This window comes from Rhodococcus sp. 5G237, from assembly GCF_053764735.1.
This window is the reverse complement of sequence record NZ_JBSNCD010000005.1, coordinates 44834-71136: the sequence shown is the minus strand read 5'-3', so window position 1 is coordinate 71136 and position 26303 is coordinate 44834. Positions and strand designations below refer to the sequence as shown.

At 68.7% G+C, this 26303-nt stretch carries 24 protein-coding genes; 12 read left to right on the top strand and 12 right to left on the bottom strand.

Going from position 1 to position 26303, the window contains the following annotated elements; all coding sequences use genetic code 11:
• Positions 1-97: 97 nt before the first annotated feature.
• Positions 98-1675, top strand: coding sequence for an ABC transporter substrate-binding protein (locus ACWPOC_RS12690; protein WP_455408767.1), 1578 nt, complete (start codon positions 98-100; stop codon positions 1673-1675).
• 22 nt (positions 1676-1697) lie between these two features.
• On the opposite strand, the gene ACWPOC_RS12685 is transcribed toward ACWPOC_RS12690, so the two are convergent.
• Positions 1698-2006, bottom strand: coding sequence for a type II toxin-antitoxin system Phd/YefM family antitoxin (locus ACWPOC_RS12685; RefSeq protein ID WP_085468171.1), 309 nt, complete (start codon positions 2004-2006; stop codon positions 1698-1700).
• Between the two features lie 179 nt (positions 2007-2185).
• Positions 2186-2818: a pyridoxamine 5'-phosphate oxidase family protein gene (locus ACWPOC_RS12680; protein ID WP_455408766.1), complete on the bottom strand. Its 633-nt coding sequence runs from the start codon at positions 2816-2818 to the stop codon at positions 2186-2188.
• 146 nt (positions 2819-2964) lie between these two features.
• Here ACWPOC_RS12680 and ACWPOC_RS12675 point away from each other — a divergent pair, with 146 nt between their 5' ends.
• Both ACWPOC_RS12675 and ACWPOC_RS12670 read left to right on the top strand, forming a co-directional pair.
• Entirely contained in the window at positions 2965-4368 is a 1404-nt protein-coding gene (locus ACWPOC_RS12675; protein ID WP_085468173.1) for an FAD-dependent oxidoreductase, read from the top strand.
• A gap of 108 nt (positions 4369-4476) precedes the next feature.
• Entirely contained in the window at positions 4477-4815 is a 339-nt protein-coding gene (locus ACWPOC_RS12670; protein ID WP_143533330.1) for a tautomerase family protein, read from the top strand.
• A gap of 9 nt (positions 4816-4824) precedes the next feature.
• Here ACWPOC_RS12670 and ACWPOC_RS12665 read toward each other — a convergent pair whose 3' ends face one another.
• The 4 genes from ACWPOC_RS12665 to ACWPOC_RS12650 form a co-directional block, all read right to left on the bottom strand.
• Positions 4825-5973 carry a beta-mannosidase gene (locus ACWPOC_RS12665; protein WP_455408765.1) on the bottom strand — a complete coding sequence of 383 codons (1149 nt, stop codon included), beginning with the start codon at positions 5971-5973 and terminating at the stop codon, positions 4825-4827.
• A 75-nt stretch (positions 5974-6048) separates the two neighbouring features.
• Complete coding sequence (locus ACWPOC_RS12660) at positions 6049-10209, bottom strand: TIGR02680 family protein (RefSeq protein WP_120282564.1); 4161 nt, start codon at positions 10207-10209, stop codon at positions 6049-6051.
• Positions 10206-11600 carry a TIGR02678 family protein gene (locus ACWPOC_RS12655; RefSeq protein ID WP_120282565.1) on the bottom strand — a complete coding sequence of 465 codons (1395 nt, stop codon included), beginning with the start codon at positions 11598-11600 and terminating at the stop codon, positions 10206-10208. The genes ACWPOC_RS12660 and ACWPOC_RS12655 overlap by 4 nt, the downstream gene beginning before the upstream one ends.
• Complete coding sequence (locus ACWPOC_RS12650; RefSeq protein WP_120284256.1) at positions 11597-13057, bottom strand: TIGR02677 family protein; 1461 nt, start codon at positions 13055-13057, stop codon at positions 11597-11599. The genes ACWPOC_RS12655 and ACWPOC_RS12650 overlap by 4 nt, the downstream gene beginning before the upstream one ends.
• A gap of 249 nt (positions 13058-13306) precedes the next feature.
• Between ACWPOC_RS12650 and ACWPOC_RS12645 the strand changes: the two genes are divergently transcribed.
• Entirely contained in the window at positions 13307-14635 is a 1329-nt protein-coding gene (locus ACWPOC_RS12645; protein WP_120282566.1) for a helix-turn-helix domain-containing protein, read from the top strand.
• A gap of 7 nt (positions 14636-14642) precedes the next feature.
• On the opposite strand, the gene ACWPOC_RS12640 is transcribed toward ACWPOC_RS12645, so the two are convergent.
• Positions 14643-15665, bottom strand: coding sequence for an alpha/beta hydrolase (locus ACWPOC_RS12640; RefSeq protein WP_455408764.1), 1023 nt, complete (start codon positions 15663-15665; stop codon positions 14643-14645).
• Positions 15666-16187: 522 nt separating this feature from the next.
• Here ACWPOC_RS12640 and ACWPOC_RS12635 point away from each other — a divergent pair.
• Positions 16188-16541, top strand: a complete 354-nt coding sequence (locus ACWPOC_RS12635) for a Zn-ribbon domain-containing OB-fold protein (protein ID WP_060653435.1) — start codon at positions 16188-16190, stop codon at positions 16539-16541.
• A 10-nt stretch (positions 16542-16551) separates the two neighbouring features.
• On the opposite strand, the gene ACWPOC_RS12630 is transcribed toward ACWPOC_RS12635, so the two are convergent.
• Entirely contained in the window at positions 16552-16962 is a 411-nt protein-coding gene (locus tag ACWPOC_RS12630; RefSeq protein WP_120282567.1) for a RidA family protein, read from the bottom strand.
• A gap of 79 nt (positions 16963-17041) precedes the next feature.
• Here ACWPOC_RS12630 and ACWPOC_RS12625 point away from each other — a divergent pair, with 79 nt between their 5' ends.
• The gene (locus ACWPOC_RS12625; RefSeq protein ID WP_120282568.1) at positions 17042-17413 is read left to right on the top strand and encodes a winged helix-turn-helix transcriptional regulator; all 372 of its coding nucleotides are present in this window, start codon (positions 17042-17044) and stop codon (positions 17411-17413) included.
• Between the two features lie 44 nt (positions 17414-17457).
• On the opposite strand, the gene ACWPOC_RS12620 is transcribed toward ACWPOC_RS12625, so the two are convergent.
• The 4 genes from ACWPOC_RS12620 to ACWPOC_RS12605 all read right to left on the bottom strand — a co-directional run bounded on the left by ACWPOC_RS12620 (position 17458) and on the right by ACWPOC_RS12605 (position 19892).
• Positions 17458-17721, bottom strand: a complete 264-nt coding sequence (locus ACWPOC_RS12620) for a GlsB/YeaQ/YmgE family stress response membrane protein (RefSeq protein WP_120282569.1) — start codon at positions 17719-17721, stop codon at positions 17458-17460.
• 108 nt (positions 17722-17829) lie between these two features.
• Entirely contained in the window at positions 17830-18156 is a 327-nt protein-coding gene (locus tag ACWPOC_RS12615; RefSeq protein ID WP_120282570.1) for a WhiB family transcriptional regulator, read from the bottom strand.
• 84 nt (positions 18157-18240) lie between these two features.
• Positions 18241-19014 (bottom strand): SDR family oxidoreductase, encoded by a 774-nt coding sequence (locus tag ACWPOC_RS12610; RefSeq protein ID WP_120282571.1) that lies wholly within the window; start codon positions 19012-19014, stop codon positions 18241-18243.
• 23 nt (positions 19015-19037) lie between these two features.
• Positions 19038-19892 (bottom strand): sugar phosphate isomerase/epimerase family protein, encoded by an 855-nt coding sequence (locus ACWPOC_RS12605; RefSeq protein WP_455408763.1) that lies wholly within the window; start codon positions 19890-19892, stop codon positions 19038-19040.
• A gap of 152 nt (positions 19893-20044) precedes the next feature.
• On the opposite strand from ACWPOC_RS12605, the gene ACWPOC_RS12600 reads away from it, so the two are divergent.
• The 6 genes from ACWPOC_RS12600 (at position 20045) to ACWPOC_RS12575 (ending at position 26191) form a co-directional block, all read left to right on the top strand.
• Complete coding sequence (locus ACWPOC_RS12600) at positions 20045-21445, top strand: MFS transporter (RefSeq protein ID WP_085468180.1); 1401 nt, start codon at positions 20045-20047, stop codon at positions 21443-21445.
• Entirely contained in the window at positions 21442-22335 is an 894-nt protein-coding gene (locus tag ACWPOC_RS12595; protein WP_120284264.1) for a transketolase, read from the top strand. The genes ACWPOC_RS12600 and ACWPOC_RS12595 overlap by 4 nt, the downstream gene beginning before the upstream one ends.
• Complete coding sequence (locus ACWPOC_RS12590) at positions 22332-23321, top strand: transketolase family protein (protein WP_120284262.1); 990 nt, start codon at positions 22332-22334, stop codon at positions 23319-23321. The genes ACWPOC_RS12595 and ACWPOC_RS12590 overlap by 4 nt, the downstream gene beginning before the upstream one ends.
• Before the next feature lie 101 nt (positions 23322-23422).
• Positions 23423-24079 (top strand): GntR family transcriptional regulator, encoded by a 657-nt coding sequence (locus ACWPOC_RS12585; protein ID WP_016692755.1) that lies wholly within the window; start codon positions 23423-23425, stop codon positions 24077-24079.
• A gap of 51 nt (positions 24080-24130) precedes the next feature.
• Entirely contained in the window at positions 24131-24607 is a 477-nt protein-coding gene (locus tag ACWPOC_RS12580) for an SRPBCC family protein (protein ID WP_120282572.1), read from the top strand.
• A gap of 114 nt (positions 24608-24721) precedes the next feature.
• The gene (locus ACWPOC_RS12575) at positions 24722-26191 is read left to right on the top strand and encodes an FAD-dependent monooxygenase (RefSeq protein WP_120282573.1); all 1470 of its coding nucleotides are present in this window, start codon (positions 24722-24724) and stop codon (positions 26189-26191) included.
• Positions 26192-26303 lie beyond the last annotated feature (112 nt).

Below are 26303 nucleotides of genomic sequence, written 5' to 3'. Positions count from 1 at the left end.
AGTATCGTTTCGATCCGGTCGTGGCCAGGCTTCGACCGCAACCGATGTTCCACCCCGAAGTCCCGCTGCCACAGGCACTGCCGGTGAAGGAGTCCCGATGCTGCATCACCTACGTCGTCGAACCCGACGCACGATTTCGGCGGTCGCCGCGGCCGTGTCGGTGGCCCTGGTACTCACCGCCTGCGGAAGCAATGGTTCCGTGGCCACGGCGGACGCGGAGGTCGGTGACCCGGTCCACGGTGGGACGGTGCGCATCGTCCAGGGCGGGGAGCCGCGTTCGCTCGATCCCGCGACCCTCGTCAACGCCTGGGTCTCCAACAGTCTCATCGGCAACGCCCTGTACGGCACGCTGCTGGTCAACGACCCCGAGACCGGCGATCCGAGCCCCGTCCTCGCGGAATCGTTCGACACCACCGACGGTGGCACCACCTTCGAACTGACACTGCGTGAAGGCATCACCTTCACGGACGGCACCGCCTACGACGCCGAGGCCGTCCGCCACAACTGGGACCGGATGCGCGACCCCGCCGCGGGCTCGCCGTCGTTGATCCAGGCATCACAGATCGAGGCACTCGAGGTCACCGACCCGCTCACGCTGCGGGTGACGCTGCGGGCACCCAACCCGCACTACGGCCAGGCCGTGCTGTGGAGCGGGTTGAACTGGATCGCCTCCCCGGCCGCACTCGACGGCGGCCGACAAGCGTTCGACGAACAACCCGTCGGGGCCGGTCCGTTCACGATGACGCAGTGGCGGCGGCAGGACCGGATCATCCTCGAACGCAACCCCGGATACGAACCGGCGCCCTATCTCGACGGCATCGAACTGATCCACAACGGCGACACCAACCAGCGGATCAACGCGGTGATCGCCGGGGAGGCCGGCGTCGCCATCGAGGGGAGCTGGGCGTCACTCGGCCGCGCCGAGGACGCCGGGCTCCGCACTCTCGTCCAGCCGACGGGCGGCGGGCAGTTCCTCGCCCTGAACACCCGGCGGGCGCCTTTCGACGACGAACGAGCGCGACGCGCTCTCGCCCTCGCCATCGACATCGACGCGCTCAACGACGTCGTCTTCGCCGGACGCGCGGAACTCCCGCGCACCCTCTTCGACGAGTCGTCACCGTTCCACACCGACATCGCGGTCCCGGCCCACGACCCGCAGGCCGCGCAGGAGCTGTTCGACGAACTCGCCGCGGAGGGCCGACCGGTGTCGTTCACCTTCCTGGCCTACACCTCCGTCGAGAACAAGGCAGTCGCCGAAGCGGTGCAGGCCCAACTGAGCGCGTTCGACGGTGTCGACGTCCGGGTCGAGGTCCTCGAATTCGCCTCGGCGTTGCCGCGGCTCAACACCTACGACTTCGACGTCGCGATCACCTCGGCCACGATCCTCGATCCTGATACCGCCCTGTGGTCGAACTTTCACGGCGACTCGACCGGCAACTTCACCGGCATCGACGACGCGGAACTGAACACTGCCATCGACGAGGGGCGACGCGCGGCCGATCTCGACGCGCGTATCGCCGCCTACGAGATCGCGCAACAGCGCATCGTCGACCTGAACCCCGTCGTGTGGTACATCCGCACCGCCCCGGCCGCGGTGCTCGGCGACGGCGTGCACGGCGTGCAGATGTACGGGATGGGATCGATCCGTCCGGAACTGCTGTGGACGACGGGTTGACGACCCTCCCGCATCGCGAAGGTCAGCGGGAACGCTGCCACTTCTTGCGTTTCTTCTTCTTGTTCTTCGTGCGCCGGCGCACGGGAGCCGGGCGCGGTTCGTCGGTCGGCGCGGCGGCGGCCTCGAGCAGTACCCGCTGCATCTCCCGGCGCAAGCTGTCCATGAGCTCGGGGGAACGCAGCAGGAAGGTCGCCTCCTGCAGCGCCGCGTAGCGGTCCTGAGAGATCAGCACGCCCGTGCCGCGTTTGCCGACGATCTCGACGGCGACGGTGTCGTCGTTGACCTCCCTGACCAGCTCACCGAGCCGCTTGCGTGCGGCTTTCACGGACACGGACGTTGATGGCACTCGCGGCGACTCCGATCTGTTCCCCGACGCGGGCATCCTTTCATCACCGATGTCGGATTCGGGGGCGGACACGACGGAAAATCCTTTCGATGTCACAACGGAAAGTCCGTTCGATGTCACAACGGAAAGTCCGTTCGATGTCACAACGGAAAGTCCGTTCGATGTCACAGAAGCGCGCGCACGGAGCGGGGCAGCGCGGTCGAGGACCCGGTGATCGGCGACGGGATCGGATCGTCGGCGACGGTACGCAACGGCACCACTCCCGCCCACACGGAGTGGTCCTCACCGTCCCCGGGCTCATCTCCCGGCCCGGCTGCCCGGACCTTCACGCTCACCTCGGCGAGCGGCACTTCCAGGACCGTGGTGGCGGCCAGTTCCTTCGGTGTCGGCGACCGGACCTCGTCCCACCGACCGGGAATCAGATGCTCCGTCACCACCTTCAATGCGTGTTCCTTCTCACCCGGCGCGACGGGTGTGGCCACGCCGAACAACACGGCGCTGCGGTAGTTCATGCGGTGGTCGAAGGCCGACCGGGCGAAGACGAGCCCGTCGAGATGCGTCACCGCGACCGACACCTCGATTCCGGACCGCGCAGCGAGGAACATGCCGGCGCCGGTCGAGCCGTGCAGCAGCAACCGGTCCTCGTCGCGACCCATGGCCATCGGCAGCACCACGGGCGATCCGTCGCGGACGCAACCCACGTGCGCGATGCGGGCCTCGTCGAGGAGGCGGTGCAGCACCGCTGGATCGTCGGTGCGGCGTTCAGGTTTGCGGGTCAGGCGCGTGCGGTCGCTCATGGCACCGATCGAAGCAGTGCCGCCGCGGCCGGGCAACCGGATTCCGAATCGAGTAGTGCGCTACTCGCGACCGTCGACGATCGCCACCACAGACTTCGTGTACAGGCACGAAGTGCGACAGTCGATCGGGCGACGGAGATGACGAGATGAACAAGATCGGTGACCACGCAATCGTTCTGGGCGCGAGCGTCGGTGGTCTGCTCGCGGCCCGCGCGCTGGCCGAGTCCTACGACGCGGTGACAGTGGTCGAACGCGACGTCCTCCCGTCCGGTGCAGAGAACCGTCACGGGGTACCGCAGGGGCGGCACGGCCACGGGCTCCTGGCCCGCGGTGCCCGCACCATGGACGAGTTGTTCCCCGGCATCCTCGACGACCTGATCGCCGATGGCGCACCGGTGATCGCCGACGGCGACCTGTCGGAGATGCACTTCGTCCTCGGTGGGCACCGGCTGGCATCCTCGGGCCGGTTCCGCGACCGCCGAGCCACCTACGTGCCGAGTCGGCCGCTGCTCGAACACCATGTCCGGCGACGCGTCCGCGCCATCCCGAACATCACCCTCCTCGACGGACATAACGTCGGCGACTTGGCGACGACACCCGACCGCTGCCGGGTCACCGGGGTGCAAGTGGGCAGCCGCGAGGGTGTTCGGACCATAACGGCGGAGCTGGTGGTCGACGCGATGGGGCGGGGCGCCCGCACCCCGGCGGGCCTCGAGAAACTCGGCTACGGGCGGCCTGCCGAAGAGCACGTCGTCGTCCACGTCGTGTACCGCAGCCAACTGCTGCGACTCGCGCCCGGCACACCGATGGAGAAGATGGTGCTGATCGGTGCCGTACCGGGACGCCCCTCGGGCATGGCGCTGTTCGGCTACGAGAACGACACCTGGCTGTTCACGGTCGCTGCGATGGCCGGTCGCGAACCGCCACCGACCCTGGACGGCATGATCTCCGCCGTGGAGGCGTACGCACCCGACCACGTCGTGGCCGCGCTCCGTACCGCCGAACCCCTCGGCGAGGTGGCACAGCACAAGTTCCCATCCAGCCAGTGGCGGCACTACGAACGGATGCACCGTTTCCCGGACGGGCTGCTCGTCTTCGGCGACGCGATCTGCAGCTTCAACCCGATCTACGGTCAGGGCATGACGGTCGCCGCCGTCGAAGCGATGTCGCTGCGGGAGTGCCTGCGGCGCGGCGAGGACGACCTGTCCCGCAGGTTCTTCCGGGCCGCAACGAAACCGATCGGTGCTGCGTGGCAGCTCGCCGTCGGCTCCGACTTGGCGCTACCCGAGGTCGAAGGACCCCGCAGCGTGCAGACCCGGCTCGGCAACGCGTACGTGGCGCGGGTCCTGGCCGCCGCCGAGAACGATCCCGTGGTCGTCGACCGATTCCTTCGGGTCAGCAGCCTGATGGATCCGCCCGGACATCTGATGCATCCCGCGCTCGTGGGCCGGGTATGCGTGGGCAACCTCCGGCGACACCGGAGAACCAGCGGCGAGCCCGCGGCCGTCCCCAGCGAGAGGCGGAGGAGCTTCTCGGCCGTACGCAGATGAATTCCGCCTCTGCCCATTGCACAGGGGTTCTCCGACGGGTAGAAGTGTCGGATGCCCAGCACCGTCATCGAGGTTCATACCCGCCACGACCGCTAGGTCGAGACCGGCATGATCGACGCAGTCCACGACGCGCTCGTCGCCGCCTTCCGAATCCCGGCGGCCGACAAGCACATCCGGCTCGTGGTTCACGAACCCGGACGCTTCGCGGTGCCGCCGACCCTGACCTCGCCCGAGCTCTACACCCTCGTGATCGTCGACTGCTTCGCCGGGCGCAGCGTGGACGCCAAGCGTCACCTCTACCGCGAGATCACCGAGCGGCTGGGCGCATTCGCGATCCCCGCCGACCACGTGACCGTGATCGTGCGCGACATCCCGACCGAGAGCTGGGGGATCCGCGCCGGACAGGCTGCCTGCGATGTGGACCTCGGCTTCACCGTCGACGTGTGAGGACTGCTCTCATGGAGAGAACTGCGCGTTGGGGAGGGCGGAGGGTTCGAGGGACCCGAGATCCTCGACCACATCCCACAGTGGGTCGTCGAATCCGATGTCGTAGGTGCAGTCGCCCTCCCTCGGGTCGGGCACGAACGCCCACAGCAGTGCACCCGCGGTGCCGGCGGCGCGTTGGCCCTCGATCTTCGTGGTGATGTGGTCGGCGCGGTCACCGAGCGCCCCGCAGGACCCGGCGAGTTCGCCGATCTCCGCCACGAGCAACGGCTTTCCGACGGCTGCGGCCTGTGCGACCCGCCGGGCGAGGCCGTTCCACTGATCGCCGGGCAACGGCACGGCGTCGGCACCGTAGTCGTGGTACTGCACGGCATCGACATAGGGGGAGGCGCTGACGAACTGGTATTCGTCACCCTGGGTTCCGCACTGGCCACCCCCGGTGTAACCGGCCGTGATCAGGGTGCGAGGGTCGACGGCGCGCAGTTCGGCGCCGGCCGTGTCGAAGAAGTCGCGCAGCACCTGCGCGGCGCCGGGTTCGCACGACCGGGTCCACCACTGGCACGCGGCGTCGGTGCACGAACTCGTCTCCGGTTCGCCGACCAGCTCCCACGCCGCGAGGGACGGGGAGTTCCGGTAGCGGGCGACGGCGGTGTTCATCCAGTCGCGGTAGCTCATCACCACCCGCTCGTGACCCGGGGTGAATTCGGTCCACCCGTCGACGTACCACTGCCGTCCCTTGAAGACCTCGTCCTCGCACGCGCCGTCCTGCGGTGCCAGGACCGGCAACAGCATCTGATCGTGCGCTTCGGCGGCCGCGAAGACCGCGTCCATCGGTCCGAAGTCGAGCTGCCCGGTGAACCGGTTGAGGGCCAGCGCCTGGAAGAGGTTGAAGCGGGTGAGCGAATTCGGGGGCAGTGCACCGAAATAGGCATCGAGGTCGACCATCGCTCCGCATCCCCAGTTCACCGACCAGTCGGTGGCGAGCTGGTAGGCGTTGAACCCGGTGGGCCACCAGGCCCGACCGTCGAGCGCGAAACCGTCCGGCGACGCGGTCACCCGCGCGCCGGGCGCCGGTGCCGCTGCCGCGGGGCTCGTGCCCAGCAGTAGCCCGGCCACGGTCGCAACACCGACGATGAGTCTGGATACCCGAAGCCTCGTCATCTCCGGATCGTAGGACCGCGACGCAGGTGAAAGCTCCGATCGAGGCGGAACACGCCGCAGTGACCGTCGTCACGATCAGGCGAACTCGAGGGCCCCCTCCACCGGACGTGTGACCCGCCGGGTCCGCGGAGATCCGAGCGCGCTCTCCAGATCCGACCCGTCGTGCTCGGCGAGCAGTTCGCCACCCGACCACACCAGCAGCGTGGTGGCGACGGTGTGCTCGGCCACCGAATGCGACAGATCGTAGTGCGCACAACCTGGCACGCCGGCATAGGTGATCCACAGGTCGAAACCGGTCATGAACAGATCGAGGTCGAATTGCACGGACAGACCGAGCAATTCGCTGCGGCCGGTGTCGTCGACGCCGGCGAAGGCCTCGTCCAGGGCGAGCAGACGCGGCGCATGCGGGTCGGCGGAATCGAGCATCACGTGCGCTGCGGCGAACAACGGCAGGTGCAGGGAGACGGACTGCTCGCCACCGGACAGCGCCGAATGTCGGGCCGGGGTGAGCCGGTCCTCGCTGCCGTCCGAACCGACGAGACTGAACGAGAACACCCGCCACCGGCGGTAATCCAGCGTCGCGGCGAGGATCTCCGGGTACGACCGTTCCGGATGCGCAGCCCGCTCCGCGCGGATCCGCGACGCGAAATGCGCGCGGATCCCCGCCAGATCCTCCGGAGCCAGCATCGATGCGTCGCGGTCCAGAAGCTTGCACACCGCCCGCGCCGGCTCGTCGAGATGGTCGGCGAGCACCCAGTGCACCCCGATGGTGTTGCCCGAGGACATGTGCCGTTGCCGCATCTCGGTACCCATGCGGGCGATGAGGTCGCGGGCGTCGACGGTGCGTTCGTGGATCTGCTGCGCGAGACCGGTGAGCAGTGCGTCCTCGAGGATGCGCCGTTCGGAGTCGGTGAGCAGAGTTTCCTGTTCCTGCCGCGCCCGCGCGATGCGCTGCGCGAACGCCGCGACGGACGTGTAACCCTGTTCGTCCTGCACCTGCACGACGGTGATGCCGTCGGCGGCATCCCAGTGCAGCCGGTAGTCGCGGCCCCGGGCGAGTTCGGCGTCGAACTCCTGCAGTGCGGAGGTCAGTGCCGAGGCCGTGGACTTGCGGGTCGACTCGGAGGCCGTGACCGACTCGGTGGCGGCGTCGAGTGCCCGGAACAACGCGAGGACCGCGGTGGGCAGCACGTCGACCGTGTCGTCGGGGGACTGCCGGATCCGGTAGGCCAGCTGATCGGCGTCGAGCCACGCGGCCGCGCTGGACGGCCACACGTGCTCGCTCTCCACGCCGAGCAGGGTCAGCAGGTCGCGCCGGGCGAAGGGCGCCAGGGCGTCGGCGTCGGCGCGGGCCTCGGTGAGCGCCGACCGCAGCGTCTGCTCGGCGCCCGTATGGGCGGCCTCGGCCTTGCCGATCCGTTCGAGCGCCGATTCGTGGGCCTTACGTGCGGTCCGCTCGGCGGTCTTCGCCACCTCGATCCGGCGCCGGGCCTCGTCGAGCTGGGCATCGATCCGGTCGGCGCTCGCCCCGATCGACTCGCGGAGCGTCTCGAGCTTCTGCTGCTCGTTGGCCAGCGTCTCGGCGTTCTCCGCCGCGAGCTCGGCCGCATTCTCGGCGGAGACCCGCGCCTCGTCGAGCCGAACCTCGGTGTCGCGGAGGCGATCACCACAGGTGACCTGCTCGCGCAGGGCGCGCTGCAGGGCCTGGCCCTGCGAACGGAAGTGCCGCACGGCCGCGTCGAGACTGTCGAGTTCCGTCGCGGTGAGCGGCGCCCGGTGCCGGCCGGCGGTCGAGCGCAGGTGCTGCTCCTTGGTGGCGACCGCGGCGATCGCCTGGTCCAGGTCGCGATCGGCGGCAGCCGCGGATCCGGATGCGGTCCGCAACGCGCCGGCGCATTCGGTGACCTTGCGCAGCGCCGCGAGCACGGATCCGGTGCGCGGCAACGACTTCGCGGCCTCGTCGAGTGCCGTGATCCGGTCGCCGATCTCGCGGTCCTGCTCGCGCAGCGACTCCACGTCGGCGCGGCACTCGGCGATGGTCGTCTCGAGTTCGACGATGCGACGCTGCCGGCGCCGGGCGCGGGCGGTGGCTCCGATGAACTCGGCCTGCTCCTTGACGTGGCGACCGAGCTGCACTCCCTGACGGAACCCGCCGTGCGCATCGACCGACACCCGCGCGTCCGGACGGGGATCGGTGGCCCACGCGATCGACGACAGCACCGCGGCGACCCGTTCCTCGGGCACGGCCGTGTCGGATTCGGGAACGAGCACATCCGTGAGCGTGGGGCCGCTGGGGCGGTGCTCGGGCGCGAGCGGAACCAACAACTGCTCCGACTCGATGTCCGGCAGGTCGCCGGCACCGTCGGTGATCCACCCGTCGAGCAGGTTCGCGGCCTGCAAGGCCGCTTCGATACCGGCGGCGTCGTGCGCCGACACGTCGTCGCGGAACCGGACGAGCTGCCACAGCGGCGCGCCGACGAGATCGTCGCGGCTGCCGGTGCGAGCCGGGAACGCCGGGGGAGCGTCGTCGCGTTCGGCCGCGACGGCGGTGCGTTCGGTCTCGAGTTCGGCGATCCGTGTGCCGAGCGACTCGATCTCCGAGGCGCACACGCGACGCCGGAACCGCAGGTCATCGAGCACGGGCCCGGTGTGATCGGCGAACACCGCCGCCGGGGACGGGGCATCGTCCTGACCGACGGTGCCGAATGCGGTGTCGAGCGCCTCGAAGGCCGGAGTGGACACACCCACGGCGGCGAAGGTCTCGGCGCGATCGGACCACCACCGGCCCAGCTCGGCGGCGACCTCGCTGCGGGACAGCTCGACCATGGTCTCGGCGGCCTCCACCGCGGCCGACGCGGTGTCGCGTTGCGCGCGGGCACGCACCGCGGCGGCCTCGGCCCGCGACCGCGCGGCGGTCGCACCGTCGAGCTGGGACAGTGCGTTGCGCACCGCGCGCACGTCGGCGTCGCGTTCCTCGGCGAGCGCGTCGATCGCGGCGTTGAGCTGCTCGGTCCGTGCGGTGCCGTCGAGGCCTGTCCACGTGATGCCGGCGTCCTCGGCCGCCGCACTCAGCCCGTCCTCGGCGCGGCGACGTGCCGCCGTCGCCGTCTCCAGCGCGTCGCGGGCACTGTCGTGGTCGCGGAGCCGGTCGGCCACGACGGTCTGGGCGCGGTTCGCCTGCTCGGCCTGCGCGGCGGTGGTGCGCTCGAGGTTCTTCACCGCCGACGCGAGGTCGTCGAGCTGCTGTTTGCCCTCGTAGGCGCTCGAGCGGTGCAATGCCTCGAGGGTGGTGCGTGCCTGTTCGTGGTCGCGTTCGGCGACCAGGAGCTGTTCCTCGGAGGTGGTGCGCGCGGCGGCGGCTTCGGTGCGGGCCTCGGTCGCCTCACGCAGCGACCGGACCGTGGTGTCCACCACCCCGAGACGGGTGGCGACCTTGTCGACGGCGGTGCGGGCCTGCTGACGGAGGTACTTCGAATACACCTTGACGAACTGTTGCGCCGCATCGTCGGCGGCCGCGAGGGATTCGAGGGTGCGCTCGACCTCCTCGATCGCGGAGAACGAGCGGGCGGCCTCGACGATGAGATCGTCGTCGAGGGGGCGAAGGCCGTCGGTCAGCGCCTGCGACAGGCCCTTCGGGTCGAGGTTCTTGGCGAGCTGGGGGCGGCGCAGCGTGAGGATCAGGTTGATCAGCTGGTCGTAGCGTTGCGCGCCCAGACCGAACATGCGCGCGTCGATCGCCGCCCGGTAGTCGACGGGACGATCGACGATCGCGTCGGCCCCGATCTGCTCGACCAGTTGCTTGCGGGTGAGCGGCCGGTCCTCGTCGTCGAGCAACGAGAAGTCCACTCCCACACGGCCGTCGACGACGAAATGCCAGCGGGTGACCTTGTCGTTTCCGCGGGTGGCACGCATCCCGATGCCGACGGTGACGGCCTCCGGGTCGTCGGCGCGGCCGCGGCAGAACTCCATCCACACGTACGAGTGGGCGCTGTCCTGCCCTCGGTACAGCAGGTTCGAGCGCATGGTGCGCTCCTCGCCGGCGAACGGGTTCAGACGTCGCGGTTCGATCCGGCCGTCGAGCACGAACGGGAACAGCACCTCGAGCGCCTTGGTCTTGCCCGACCCGTTCGGTCCGCGCAGCACCAATCGTCCGTCGGCGAACGAGAACTCCTGGTCGCGGTAGTCCCACAGATTGATGATCCCGGCACGCGTGGGGCGGAATCGGGCGCTGCTCATAAGATCTCCGTCGGGGTCGTATCGGGGGCGGGAACTGTCGGCGGGGTGGTGGCGGGGAACAGATCGATCTCCGGATCCCGTTCGCGCACACTGACCGTCACGCCGCGGAAGCGGGCGATCGCGGGCAGGACGAGCACCCCGCCGGGCACCCGGGACACCAGCCTCAGCCTGTCGAGCATGTCCACCGCGGCCTCGGCCAGTCCCGCCGGGTCGGCCTGCCACTGCGCCGCGAAGGTCCGGCCGTAGATGTCGACGAGACGACCGACCGTGCCCGCCAGCCACGAATCCTCGAGCAATGGATGCTCCAGTGGCGCACGAGCGTCGTCGTCCTTCTCCTGCTCGTCGGGGATCGGGTTGTCGGACGCTGCGAGCGGGGTGAACACCGTCGACCTCGGGATCGCGGAATCGACCGCCGCGACGAGGCCGTCCTGCGTCTCCGCGGGCACCGGCATCCGTGGAGGGGTGGGGGCGTCGGGATCGAGGATGCGATCGCACATCTCCCCGGCCAGCAACAGCGCGACCTGCGCGACCGTCCCCGTGTTCGGGAACCGCACGTCCGACAACCGTCCCGAGGTGTCCACCAGTGCAACACCTTCGGCGCGACGCTCACACACCAGTCCGGTGAGCAACTCCACCTCGTCGGTGGTGCGCGGCAACGCCAACTGCAGCGCTTCGTCGTCGTCGAGATCGTCGGCGTACACCACGGGACGCTGCACCAGCGCGCGTCGCACCCGCCGCCGAACCTCCGCCGTATCCGAGTGCGGGGCACCGGCATTGCCGAGCAAACCGCGCACCGATTCGAGATGCTGCAACGCCCGTGGCGGCCGGAACAGGGCGTGCACGACCGCGCGGTCGACGTCGTAGAGCGCCTCACCGCTGTCGGGATCGCTCGCCCACCTGCCCGCATCACCGTCGGCGAGGGTGATCGCGCCGCGCACGCCGAGCCAGGTCACGGCGTCGACGAAGGCATCGCGATCGGCGGCACGTTCGGTGTCGAGCTCGACGCCGTCCACCCGGCTCGCCTCGGACGCGACGTGCTGAGCGAGTTCGGACAGCGTGATCTGCCCGGCGCCGCGACCGAGCGCGGCGATCGCCAAGGCGAGATAGGCATAACGGCGCCGGTCGAACGGCCGGCCGGTGTGCGTCGACGTGCCCGCCCCCGCGTCGAGGCGATCGGCGACGGTGAACAGCCGCGCGGTGGTCTCGGTGACCTCGAGCCGGTATCCGAAGGTGGCGAGCAGATCCTCGCGCAGTTCGGTGGCCCAGCGGCGCACCGTCGCCAGCGCCGACCGATCGGGGAAGGTCGCGGTGACGAGATGGTGGGTGAGCACCAGCCGTGCGGCGCGCTGATACGAATCCAGCTCGACGGACGGGATCGAACGCGCCCTCATCGCACCTCCACCGACAGACCGTCGAGATACAGGCGTCCGCGCGCGGTGTGCACCACTGTCGACTCGGCGCTCGGTCGGAGCGTGAGCTTGACCCCGTTCTGCGTACCCGAGGAGGCATCGTCGCTGCGCACCCGCCCGCTCACGGGCACCCGGGCCGACAGTGCGGCGTCGAGCAGGCTCAACAGCACCTCCGCTTCCGGTTCGCTCAGCTTCCGTTCGCGCACACCTCCGGCGGCGAGGGAGCGCGCCGCCTCGGCGCGGCGACGCTGCTTCTCGAGCTGCGCCTCGCGCAGCCGTCGTACCCCGGCGTCGTTGCGCTGGATCCGCCCCGGCGCTCCCGCTGCGGGGCGCCGGCCGGTCTCGGCGAGGGTGCGGGCGATCTCCACGGGAGGCGCCTCCCACCACGACCGGGTGACCGGCACGATGTCGGCATCGGGATGGGCGACGGAGAAGTGTCGGGGCCGGCCCAGGTCGAACACCGCGCCGAACAGCGCGTGTGCGGCCTCTTCGGACGGCGCGGCAGCGAACCAACCGGCGAGATGCCGCAACTGCGACTCGCGGCTGACACCCCCGCGCCGCTGCTCGGTGAGCCGCCGCAGCAACCCGAGCACCGCGGAGATCGCATTGATGGTCGCGCCGCGCAGGCGTTCGGATTCGCTCGGTTCGGAGCCCACACCGACGAACCAATGTTCGATTCCCCACCAGCGCTGCGCCCAGTCCGCCTCGCGTTCCTCGAACGACAGCAGCACCCGCTCGTCGTGCCGGGCTGCGGCCGCCGTGAGCTTCTGCACCCCGGTGGCCTGCACCCGGTCGAGCGCCGCAGAGAGCTTCGGGGCATAACGGGCCAGATCGGTGCTGAACTCGCGCATGTGGGTGAGCAGCGCGTCCTTGTGGGCGAGGAAGGTCTCCGGAGTGACCTCGTTGGTGCGCACCAGCTCGCCGAGGACGAGATAGAAACGGGCGGCGCGCTCGGCCATGTCCGACAACGTCGCGTCGAGGCGGCTCAACTTCCGGTAGACCAGCTCGCCGTCGCCGGCCGCGTTCGCGTCGGCGAGATCGTTGAGATCGGCAAGCAGATCGGGAAGGGCCAGACGCGACAGCGAGACGTCCTCCCCGCGGGAGGACAGCACGTCCTCCACGGCGCGGAACACCCGGTAGCCTGCCTGCCCGAACTGGTAGACGTAGTGCCGGTTGCGGTACTCGGCGAGCGTCGCCGCCCGGGACCCGTCGTAGCTGCGTTCGAGCACACCCCACGCGTGGAGCTGCTCGAGCAGCGCCGGGATCTCGGAGGAATCGGGCACGTCGTCGCCGCTCCCTCCCGGGAGCCGGGTGAGGACGTTCTCGACGTCGCCGGCGTGCAGCAGCACCGAGTAGTTGCCGCGCGCATGATCGAATGCGCGAAGAACCCACAGGTAGTGCACCCTCTTCTCGGCCGTGGCGAACGAGAACAGGCGCAGGCGGTCGTCCCGCACCGACGCGTCCTCGATCGCGCCGAACCGCGCTCGGCCTGATTCACTCACCGTGACAGGTTAGGCGGCGCAACCGACGGGTCCGGACAACACCCGGGGTGAGTGTCGGCACGATCGTTGCCCGATGGACGCCCCGATCCGCGGTGGCGGCCCGCCCCGAGCCGTTACGGTCGAGGCGGTGCGCTCGGCAACGGCAGTGCACCCGGACAGACGCCATAGCCTCCGGAATCGGACACGATGAATCCTCACGAGATCGGACAGGGCGCCCACAGAGTGGGCGATCCCGGACCTGCCACGCGTGCACTGATCGAGGCGGTCGCCGACCTGTCGACGACGCGGCACGCCGAGATCACGCAGTACATGACCGAGCGGATCTCGGCCGAGATCGAGGCGATGTCCACCGACCGCCACACCCGCCGCTCCCTCGCCCAGGCCGCGGAGGAAGGCGTCGCAGCCATCACCCGGTTCCTGCGGGACGACCTCGAGGAGATCGAGATCCCGGCGGCGTCCTACTCGCTGGTGCGCATGCTGGCCCGACAGGGATTCCCGGTCTCGGTGGTCGACCGCAGCAACCGGCTCGCGCAGGACAGCATCATGCGCTGGTGCCTCGAGGTGCTGGCCGGACTCAGCGACGACGCCGCGGCAGTGATGCAGGCGGGCGTGGAGATCCTGATGAAACTCTCCGCCGGGATCGACGGGGTGTCGCAGAAGCTGCTCGGGGTCTACGAGACCGAGCGCGACACCTGGCTGCTCAACCGCAACGCCTCCCGGACCGCCCGCATCCAGGACATCCTGGCCGGACGACCGATCGAGGTGGGGGACGCCGAGCGCACCCTCGGCTACCGGCTCGGCCAGCACCACCTCGGGGTGATCGTCTGGACGGACGACATCGAAGTGGTCGGCGGGGACCGGTCCGGCACCGAATGGGACGGCCTCGAGCAGGCGGTGACGGCTCTGGCCGAACATCTCGGGCGGGGAGGTCGGGTGCTGTTCGAGCAGTTCGACGAGTACACCGCCTGGGCATGGATCCCGCTCGGCACGGTCGATCGCATCGACCCGAGCGGACTGTCCGGGATCGTCGCGTCCTGGAAGCGACCCGTCGGTGTCGCCGTCGGCGCGCCGCAGGAGGGGATCGACGGTTTCGTCCGGACGCACCGGCAGGCGGCGCAGGCGCGGGAGGTGGCTCTGACGTCGGCTCTGCCGGGTCCGCGTCTCGTTTCGATCGACGAGGTCGGCGCGGTCGCGTTGATGTGCACGAATCTCGAATGGGCCCGCGCCTGGGTGGGGGATGTGCTCGGCCGCCTCGCCGCCGACGATCCCGCTGCCGCACAACTGCGGCACACACTGCGGGAATTCCTTTCCAGCGGAGGGAGTTTCGTCGCCACAGCGGAAAGGCTGCATCTGCACCGGAATTCGGTCGCCTACCGGATCAGCAAGGCGGAGGAGCAGATCGGGCACAGTGTCCGCGAGTGTCGACTCGACCTCGAGAACGCGCTCGCGCTGTGCCACTGGCTCGGCGCCGCCGTGCTCGCCTCAGATTCGGAGATTCCACCCGCGTCCGGCTGACTGCGCGTCAGCGGGAGCCGGGCACGGCGCTGCGAACGAACCGTCCGATCTCGCCTATCGCGCGGACTCCTTCAGGTAGCAGATCCGCGGCGGCCTGGAATACGTGCACCTGCCGGTCCCAGACCTGCAGTTCGCACGCGATACCGGTGTCGGCGAGACGGTCGGCCATCGATTCCGCGTCCACCAGGAACAATTCGTGCGAGCCGACCTGGATGAGCGTGGGCGGCATGCCCGACAGATCCGCGTCGGCGGGACAGATCCGCCCCGGCTCCTGGCGACGTCCTGCAAGGCCGGCCAGCGCTTCGAGTGCGTTGCCGGGCAGCAGCGCGCAGTGTGCGGCGTTGGAGTGGCCGAGCTTGCGGGCGGGATCCAGCTCGGTGAGCGGGGACAGGGCGACGATCGCTCCCGGCGCCGGGATGCCCCCGTCGCGCAACGCGAGCGACACCATGAAGGCCAGATAGCCGCCGGCGGAATCACCGGCGATCACGATCTGCTCGGGTCGGTAACCGGCGGCGAGCAGGAAGAGATAACCCTCGACACCGTCGTCGACGGCGTCGTCGATCGAGTGCTTCGGCAGCATCCGGTAGTCGACCATCAGCACGGGGGTGCGGCCGGCATCGGAGATCCGCGAGACGAGGCGGAGGTGGCTGCGCATCCCGCCGCACAGGAAGCCGCCGCCGTGCAGATAGAGCATCACACGATCGAGTCCCGTTCTCGGGCCTTCCACCCAGGAACCTGTGCAGTTCGGCAGCTGGACGGGAGCGCACACCGTCCCGTCGATCGCGGGGAGCAGCGCTCCGGCGGCGTCCAGCAGACCCGTCGGCCAGGGCAGCGTCGTCGAACGGCCCCACAACCCGAGCAGTGGACGCACCGACATGCGGATCGCCTGCGCCAGAAGTTTGGACTGACGGCTCGACCCGGGGAAGTCGCGCCGGCGGACCGGGGCCGAGCGATCGGGGGAGTGCGGCGGCGGAGGCGTCGGCAGCTCGCGCGGAACGAGGGATGCGCGCACGTCACGTGCGGTCGTCACGGGAAAGAGCTCCTCACAACCGGTGGGGTGTCTGCGACCGGTCGATCCACGAAGGGGAGACGGTCGAACAGCGGCGAGTCGACCCGGCGAAGCGGGTGCCGCTGTCTTCCACGTTAAGGACGAACGTCCCTCGGTTCACCGGTGCGGCTGCACACTGTTTCCGTCGTGGTTCGGGCTGCGCGCACAGTGTCCGGGCGTGGCACTGGGTGCCGGTGCGAGCTGGATCACGTCGAAGTAGGGCAGATCTGCAGGTCAGGAGTTTGTTTCGGGCGCTTGTCCAAGTGGCATCCGGTGGCCCGACCGAGCCGAATGGCCCTGCCGACCGACCCGGCATTGTGCGCTGCGACCAGCGAACCCCCACGATCTGTGTGCTCGCGTACCGATGGAAAAGGTCCCGGGTCGACCTACCTTCGAATAGGGGGCCGATGATCGGAGCCACGTCATCGGCCCGTCGGGGGTCCCGCCCCCTCTACGACGGACCGCTTCGTGGCTCGGACATTCTCCGTTGACGGAAGGACCGCGATGGCGCCCCACGCGACGCAGAACTGCATGACGATCCTGCGCTGCGGAAGTTGCACGACGCTTCACGCTCCCGAGACAGCGCGCTGCTCCTCCTGCGGCGGCGCGAACCTCGAGTCCGCCCGCTGCTCCGGCACCGGCTCGATCGTGTCCTGGAAGGTCGTCGAACCGCTCGACGTCGGCGCGCAGGACGACAGCGCGGTCACCCTCGCAATCGTCGAACTCGACGACGGGCCATGGCTCTACTCGAAGATCGAAGGATCGTTCCCCGACTGCGCCGAGGCCCGGGTGCGGGTCGCGTTCCGGTCCACTGCGTGCGACGACGGATTCCCCGTCTTCGGGATCTGCGCGGCCTGATCTACGACGCTCATCCCTCGAGAACCGCGGTGGCTTCGATCTCCACGAGCACGGCAGGTTCGTAGAGCGCCGCGACACCGATCAGCGATGCCGGCGGCATCGGATCGGGCAGATCGAGCTCCTGCGCGACGGCCTGCACACCCGCCATGAACTGTCCGATCTTCTCGGGATGCCAGTCGGTGACGTAGAACGTCAGGCGCACGACATCGCGGAAGGTCGCGCCGGCTCCGTCCAAGCCTCGTGCGACGTTGCGCAGCGCTTGGGCCACCTGACCGGCGAGCTCGGTAGGAATCGGTGAGCCGTCCGGCATGTGTGCGATCTGTCCGGCGAGATGGACCTGTCGCGTGCCGGTGGAGACTGCGACGTGGTGGTAGGGAGCGTTCGGCAGCGTGCCTTGGGGGCTGAACAGGGTGACGGACACGGATTCTCCTCGGGTCGGAACCAAGTGGTATCCGATTTATACTTGGTGTCCGGAAGTCACTTCAACGAAACCAGGTTTCATGTCGGATACCGTTGACCACGATCTGCTCGCCGTCGCCGCCCACCGGGAACTGTTGGGGCAGATCCTCGACAAGTGGTCCCTGAGCGTGCTCACCGAATTGTGCGAGGCTCCGCGCCGCTTCAACGAGCTGCGGCGCGCGGTTCCCGAGGTCACGCAGAAATCCCTGACGACCACGCTGCGCAGACTCGAACGCAACGGGATCGTCGAACGTCGAGTGGTGAACACCCGTCCCGTCGCGGTCGAATACCGCATCACCCCGCTGGGGAAGACGGTGCGCGAACCGATCGACGCCCTGTTGCTGTGGGCGTCGACGAATCTTTCTCGCATCGAGGACGCGCAGCGCAGATTCGACGACGACGCCGACGAGTGAGCGCGGCAGCGCGCGGGCCCCGGAGCGACGGTGGACCGAGGCCGCTAGGCCTGACGCGACCGCGACTTCCAGGCCGACCAGGCGGCGGTCACGATGATCGCGCCGGCGAGGGAACCGATGATCCCGCTGGGACGCAGTTCGAGTCCGTCACCTGCGAGAAGGCTGATGAGCAGACCACCGACGAACGAACCCCCTACGCCTGCGACGAACGCGAGCGTCCAGTCGATCCCGGTTCCGGACCTGCCCACGATGAGCTGTGCCGCCGCGCCGACGAGCAGTCCGAACAGAATGATTCCGATGATCAACATTGCGCGAGTATAGGCCGGGATCGCTACGGCGACAGTGCTTCCGCGATATGAACACAGCGGCGAACACTGCATTTCACCAGGGGAGTGGCGCTCGGTCACGAATTCACCCTATGGATTCATCCCGAGTGTGTGAGTTGTCCGAGCGCGGTCTGAGGTCGGTCTTCCCCTGCGGCGGTCCGATTCGGATGTTCCTCCCCAGATCCCGTGACGTTCGCGGGTTTCCAGCGCGTAGTCGCGGCAGGGGATGCGGACGGGGCACGACGTGCAGATCCGTTTCGCCGTCCGTTCACGGCGCTGCCGCATCCCGCGCGATTCGTCGTCCGGCGGGAAGAAGATCGAGGGATCGATGAGACTGCAGTCGGCGCGCGACTGCCACGGCTGCAGTTCCACGTCGGGGCTGCTACCGAATGGGGCGAAAAAAGGCGTTGTTGTCATGGTGCTCGTCCGGCGACCGAAGTGAAAACGGTGCCGTCCGGTGTCCGACCACGAGGGTGCATGAGCGGACACCGGACGGAGTGGTCAGTGCATGTGGCTGCCGCCGTTGATGTCGACGGTCGTACCGGTCAGGTAGGCAGCGTCCTCCGACGACAGGAACGTGATGACCGAGGCCACCTCACGGGTGGTGGCGGTGCGTCCGATGGGAACGTCGCGGCAGATGGCGGCCTCCTGCTCCGGGGTGCTGCCGACGCGGATGCTGGTGTCGACCGCGCCGGGGGTGACCGCGTTGACGGTGACGCCGCAGTCGCCGAGCTCGCGGGCGAGGGACTTGGTGAATCCGAGGACCGCGGCCTTCGCCGACGAGTAGGGGACCTTGCCGAAGACACCGCCGCCACGCTGGGCGGAGACCGACGACATGTTCACGATGCGTCCCCATCCGTTCTCGATCATGCCCGGCAGGAATGCCCGGGTGACGAGATAGGTGCCGGTGGCGTTGACGGCCATCACCTTGTTCCACAGTTCGAGGCTCGTTTCGAGGAACGGCACCGGCGAGGTGATGCCGGCGATGTTCGCGACCGCTCCGACGGGCGGGAGGTTTCCCGCGGCGACTTCCGCGGCGACGGCATCGTGCGCTGCCTGTACCGACGCCTCGTCGGCCACGTCGATCTCGTGTCCGAAGGACGGGACGGAGTACTCGCTGCCGATCTCGGCGGCGACCTTGGCGGATTTCTCACCGTCCAGATCGAGGACGACGACGGCCCAGCCGTCCTCGGCGTAGCGACGGGCGGTGGCGAGGCCGATGCCGCGCTCTGAGGTTGCTCCGGTGACGACTGCGGTGCGTCGGATCGAGGACATGGATTTTCTCCTTGAAGGTTGGGTCAGGGGATAAGGATGGTGACGAATCGAGCTGCCCGAGAGGCGCTTTCGGGGCGATCGGGGTCGGTGATGTCGCGGGTCTCGAGTTCGAGGGCGAAATGCCCGGTGTACCCGCGGGCGTCGAGGGCGGCGAGGCCGCCGGCGAAGTCGGCGTGCCCGTTGCCGATGCTGAGGTTGATGTTTCCGGGCACGGCGTCCCGGAGGTGGACGTGCGTGATGCGCGAGACGAACAGGTCGACGAAATCGACGGGATCTCCGCCCGAGGCGACGATGTGACTGAAGTCCATCACCACGCCGATGTCGGGGGACAGTCGTGCTGTCAGCCGCGCAGCGCGAGCGATGTCGCAGCACAGTCGATGGACGTGGAGGGATTCGGTCCACAGGCCCACCCCGAAGTCCCGGGCCCGGACGTGTGCGCGCTCGAGTTGTGCTGCGACGGTGTCGAGGTCTTCGTCGAGGGACCGGATGGGCCGGTCGTCGAGGTGCCCGCACGGCAGCACCAGGGCGCGTGCCTCGATGCGGGAGGTGAGGGTCAGCAACCGGTCGAGATGGTGATCCCGCCGGTCCTGTTCTTCGGGGGTCAACGGCGCGTCGAGGTCGCCGATGTCGCCGTTGACGCTACGGACGCGCAGGCCCGAGATTGCCACCTCGTCGGCGACTCGATCGACGGCGTCCACGTCGAGCACGAACGGAACGTGATCGCAGACTCCGGGTAGGGCGCCGAGATCGATCTCGGTGAAGCCCAGGCCGGCGATGGTTCGTAGCGCCGTGGGCAGGTCTAGGTGGCGGAAGCTGATCGTCGAGCAGCCGAGCCGATCGTGGAACACGAGAACCTCCTGGAAGGTGATGGGGACCACGCTAACCGTGCTGACTGTCAACAGTCAACCGTTGCCTACTAACAGTTGACAGGATGGGGTGTCCGTGCTCACACTGGGTTCACTGTTGACAGTCGACATCTTCTTTCCCCGTCGCACCAGCGGCCGTATCCTCGGTCCGCAAGGAGAAATTCATGAGCACAGAAGCGCTCGAGATGCGAGGTCCCGTCGAGGGCACCAAGGACGCCAAACGCGTCGCGATCGGTTCCTCTGTCGGCGCCGTCATCGAGACCTACGACTTCATCGGCTTCGGCACTGCCGCAGCGTTGTACTTCGGGACGGCCTTCTTTCCCAGCGGCGATCCCGTCATCGGCACCCTCGCCGCCTTCGCCACCCTCGGCGTCGGATTCGCCGCACGACCTCTCGGGGGGATCCTCGGTGGTCACCTCGGAGACAAGGTGGGGCGCAAGCCGGTCCTCGTCGCCTCACTGATCGTCATGGGCCTGGCCACCTTCGCCATCGGCCTGCTTCCGACCTACGGCCAGGTCGGTCTCGTCGCACCGGCGCTGCTGGTGACCGTCCGCATCATCCAGGGACTCGCCTTCGGCGCCGAATGGGGCGGAGCGATCCTGATGAGTTACGAACACGCGCCGTGGAAATCGAAGGGCCGCTACACCGGCATCGTCCAAGCGGGATTCCCCGTCGGGCTGCTGTTGGCGAACCTCGTATTCCTGTTCAGCGTCCACCTCGGTGGGGACTGGGCGTGGCGGGTGCCGTTCCTCGCGAGCATCGTCCTCGTCGTCGTCGGACTGATCATCCGGTCCAAGGTGCCCGAGTCCCCGGTCTTCGAGGACGTCAAGGACAGTGGCGAAATCGCTGCCTCCCCGATCCTCGACTCCGTCAAGAAGGACTGGCGCGACATCCTCCGCGGCATCGGCCTGCGCGTGGCCGAAACCGCCGGCTACGCCGTCTCGATCACCTACATGATCTCCTACCTGCACGAGAACGACCTCGCCGGGAAATCGGAAACCCTGTTGGCGCTGTGTGTGGCCTCGGCGATCGGCATCTTCGCCACGATCGGCTGGGCGAGTTTGACCGACCGTATCGGCCGCCGCCCGGTGTATCTCGGAGTCTGCGCGTTCGCCGCCCTCTTCGGGGTCCCGATGTTCCTCCTGGTCAACACCGGCATGTTCGTGCTGATCCTCGCCACCGTCGTGATCGCCTACGCCGTCTGCCAGAACGCCCTCGCCGGAGCGCAGGGTGCCTGGTTCCCCGAACTGTTCCAAGCAGCGCGCCGCGCCTCGGGCGCATCGCTGGCCTACCAGATCTCGGCGATGGTCTCCGGGTTCACCCCGTTCATCACCGCACTGCTCTACTTCGCCTTCGGCTGGATCGGCCCGGCCCTGCTCTTCAGCTTCTACGGCCTCGTCGGTCTCGTCTGCGCCCTCGTCACCCGTGAGACCTGGGGACGGACCGAGCGCCGCCTCGCCGATCAGGCCGGCCGGTCGAACTCACACCCTTCCGATAGCCCCGACGGCCCCCTGTCCGGTGGGACCGCCGCGGCATCGAGCACCAAGGAAAAGGAACTTCTGTGACCACCACAGCGCATCCCCGTCCCGACGTCGCCCTGCCTCGGAACGAGCGACTCGCCGCCATCGACGAATTCGCCTACCGACTCCGGCACAACGTGATCGACATGGGCCAGGAACAAGGCCAGGGCTACGTCGGCCAAGCGCTCGGCGCCGCGGACATCCTCGCCACCGTCTACGGAGACCATCTGCGCTTCCGCGCCGACGACCCGCACTGGGACGGCCGCGACCGGTTCCTCCTGTCGACCGGCCACTATGCCATCGGCCTGTACGCGGCGCTCGCGGAGGCAGGGATCATCTCCCGCGACGAGTTGCTCACCTACGGCTCGGACGACTCGCGCCTGCCGATGTCGGGCATGTCGACCTATACCCCCGGCATGGAGATCTCCGGCGGCTCGCTCGGCCACGGCCTTCCGATCGCCGTCGGCATGGCACTGGGCCTGCGTCACCAGGATTCGCCGGCACGGGTCTTCAACTTCCTGTCCGACGGCGAACTCGACGAAGGGTCGACCTGGGAAGCGGCCATGAGCGCGCACCACCACCGGCTCGGCAACCTCATCGCGATGGTCGACATCAACGCACTGCAGGCCGACGGTGCCACCAGCGGAGTGCTGAGCACGGAACCGGTCCACGACAAGTGGACGGCCTGCGGGTGGCGCACCTACCGGGTCGACGGCAACGACACGGGCGCGCTGCTCGACGCCTTCGATGCGGCGATCGCCGAGGCCGCCCCGACCGGATCCCCGGCGATCGTCCTGTGCGACACCCGCGTCGGCAAGGGCGTTCCGTTGCTCGAAACCCGCGAGAAGGCGCACTTCATGCGCATCGACGAAGACGAATGGCAGATCTGCCGCGACCAGCTGACCGCCGGCCACAACCGCGAGGACGTCCGATGACCACCACCGCCCCCAAGCTCAAGACCTCGGCGATGATCGCCTCCTTCGTCGACCCGGGGCAGCGGACCACCGCCGCACCGTTCGGCCACGCGCTGGTCGCGGCGGCCCAGGAGGACGATCGGATCGTCGGCCTGTCCGCTGATCTCGCGAAGTACACCGACATGCACATCTTCGCCGAGGCGTTCCCGGACCGGTTCTTCCAGATGGGCATGGCCGAACAGCTGCTCCTCGGTGCCGCGGCGGGCATGGCCGAGACCGGCCTGATCCCGTTCGCGTCGACCTACTCGGTGTTCGCCGCGCGCCGCGCGTACGACTTCCTGTGCCTGGACATCGCCGAGCCGAACCTCAACGTCAACATCGTCGGTGGACTCCCCGGCCTGACCACCGGATACGGCCCCAGCCACCAGGCCACCGAGGACATCGCCATCTTCCGCGGCATGCCCAACCTGACGATCGTCGATCCGTGCGACTCGATCGACATCGAACAGGCCGTGCCGCAGCTCGCCGCGAGTGAGGGACCCACCTACCTCCGTCTGCTGCGGGGCAAGGTCGCCACCGTCCTCGACGAGTACGACTACCGCTTCGAACTCGGCAAGGCGAAGGTGCTGCGCGGCGGGAACGACGTCGTCTTCGTCACCAGCGGGCTGATGACGATGCGGGCGTTGCAGGCGGCGGACGTGCTGGCAACGCACCACGTGGACGTCGGGGTGGTCCACACGCCCACCATCAAGCCGTTCGATGCGGCGACGGTCCTGGCGGAGATCGACACCGACCGACTGGCGGTCACCCTCGAGAACCACACCGTGGTGGGTGGGCTCTTCGAGACCGTCGCTGCCGCGGTCGTCGGGGCAGGACTGGGAAAGAGGGTCGTGCCCATCGGTCTGCCCGACCGGTTCCTCGATGCCGGCGCGTTGCCCACTCTCCACGACCGGTACGGCTTGAGCACCGACCGGGTGGTCGCGCGGGTGCTCGACGAACTCGGCTGACCGACACGCTGTACGGGTCCCGCACCCAGCTCGGTGCGGGACCCGTATCATTGTCGACAGACTGTTGTCGACAGTCGGCCGCTGACACCTGGAGGCAACTCATGGCTGCTCAACCCGCTGCGCTGCTGGGGCTCGAGAGGACCAGCCTGCGCCAGCAGGCCGTCACCGCCCTGCGCACCGCGATCACGAGCGGCGCGCTCGCCCCGAGCAGCCCCCTCGTCGAAACCGAGCTGTCCGAGATGCTCCAGATCAGCCGGGGGACCCTGCGCGAGGCGATGCGCCAGCTGCAGCAGGAAGGTCTGATCTCTGCCGGTGCCCGCGGTCGCCTCTACGTTCGGCACCTCGACGCCAAGGAGATCCGCGACATCTTCGCCGTGCGCGCGGCACTGGAAGCGCTGGCCGTCCGCGACCTCGCCGAGCGGGACGACCGGGCCTCGGTGATCCCGGCCCTGCGCGAAGCTCTCGAGGCCATGGCTCATGCCGAGAACGACCTCGAGGCGCGCATCGAGTCCGACCTGAACTTCCACCGACTGCTCTGCCGTCTCACCGGCAACGAAACGCTCATGCACTCGTGGCAGTCGCTCGAGGGATCGATCCGCATGTCCATCATGTTCGCCGGTCTGGAGAAGGCGGTCGGCAACATGGACGTCGGGCGTCACAGTGCCATCGTCGACGCCATCGAAACCGGCGACTCCGACAAGGCTGCGTCCACGGTGCGTTCGCACATGGCGTGGGCGGCAAGCAATCTCGTGTCCTGATCCGTACTCCTCAGGGTGTCGCTGCCGATTCCGGGGTTCTCGTCGGGCAGGATGGTGGCCATGCAGACCACACCTCTGACCTTCGAGTCCTCCGTCGTCGTTTCCGCCACCCCCGACGAGGTGTACGCCCTCGTCTCCGATGTCACCCGCACGGGTGAATGGTCGCCCGTCTGCGCGGAGTGCTGGTGGGACGAAGGGCAGGGCCCCGAGGTCGGGTCCTTCTTCACCGGCCGGAACGTCACCCCCGAACGCACCTGGGAGACCCGCTCGGAGGTCGTCGTCGCCTCCCCGGGCCGCGAATTCGCGTGGTCGGTCGGTCCCGGCCTCGTGCGCTGGAGCTACGTCATCAAGCCCGCGGACGCCGGCACGGAACTGACGGAGACCTGGGAGTTCACCGAATCGGGGCAGAAGTTCTTCCACGAGAAGTTCGGGGCGGAGGCACCTGCCCAGATCGCTGCGCGGGAACAGGCCGCCCGCAGTGGAATTCCGGAGACCCTGGACGCGATCAAGCGCATCCTCGAGGGCTGACCCGGGACGCTCGTCGTCCCGTCCCGTTTCCACGGTATCGCGCAGGTGGGGGCTTGTCGCAAGCCCCCACCTGGGGCTCATACTGCCCGTCCGGTGTCGTGGAGAGGGGCGGACATGTACGAGGTCGCAGTGGTCGGGTGCGGGCCGACGGGGATGATGCTGGCGGGGGAGTCGCGCCTGGCCGGCGCGGACGTCGTCGTACTCGAACGTCGCGAATCGCAGGAACTCGCAGGATCGCGGGGTGGTGGTATTCACGCCCGCACCATCGAACTGCTCGATCAACGAGGGATCGCCGAGCGCTTCCTCGCCGAGGGACGAACGGTGAACACCGCGACCTTCGGGGGCACCAGGCTCGACGTGGGCCGTCTGCCCACCCGCCATCCGTACACGCTGGCGTTGTTCCAGAACCACATCGAACGGCTGCTGCTGCAGTGGATCGAGGAACTCGGCGTGCCGATCCGGCGGAACATCGAGGTCGTCGGGGTTCACGCGGACGAGGAAAACGTGCACCTTCGGCTCGCATCGGGGGAGACGGTGCAGGCTCGGTACGTGGTGGGCGCCGACGGCGGGCGCAGTGTCGTGCGCCGCGAGGCCGGGATCGGATTCGAAGGGCCGGCTGCGACACGCAGCAGCCTGATCGCCGAGGTACGGGTCACCGAGGAACTCCCCACCGACGCGAAGATCGACGAACGCGGCGTGCACGGTCTGTACCCGATGGGAGAGGGCCGAGCGCGGGTCGTGGTGACCGAAGCCGAACTGGGGCCTCCCACGCCGCCGACGCTGGACGACCTGCGACGAGAACTGCTCCACGTGTTCGGCACCGATTTCGGTGTGCACGATCCCACCTGGCTCTCGCGGTTCACCGACGCGACCAGGCAGGCGACGACCTATCGCGCGGGCCGGATCCTGCTCGCGGGCGACGCCGCACACGTGCATTCACCCACCGGCGGACTGGGTATCGGCCTGGGCATCCAGGATGCCGTCAACCTCGGCTGGAAACTCGGGCAGGTCGTGCGAGGGGTCTCGGGGGACGACCTGCTCGACACCTACCACGCCGAACGGCACCCGGCCGGGGCGCGAGCACTGAAATTCACGATGGCCCAATCTCTTTTCCAGAAGGCCGATCCGCGTCAGGAGGCCCTGCGCGATCTGATCGACGAGGTGCTTCGCGTCGGCGATGCCGGCTCACCGATCGCGGCGTTGATCTCCGGCCTCGACGTCGCCTACGGCCTCGGTGAGGGACACCCGCTGCTGGGACGACGCATGCCGGATCTCGACATCATCGCCGAGGAGAAGCCGGTGCGCGTATTCGGGCTCATGCACTGGGCTCGTCCACTTCTGCTACAATTCGACGGCCCGCCAATCGATTCCGGGCATCTTCCGGAACGCGTCGACCTCGTGCGGGTGCGCTACGACGGCTCCTGGGAGTTGCCGTTGCTCGGTGAGGTGGACGCACCGTCGGCCGTGCTCGTGCGCCCGGACGGGCACGTGGCCTGGGTGGGGGAGGGCTCGACGGACGGTCTCGACGACGCACTCGCGAAGTGGTGCGGCACTGCGGCCCGCCGATCAGGAACCGTTGCGTGATCAGGGGATTCCTGACCTACATGGGTAGGCCGTATAGACCTTGCGCGCCGAACCGGGCTTCGCGCGCGTTGCAGCGGCGGCAAGACACGGTTCGGCGCGCAAGGGTCGGCGG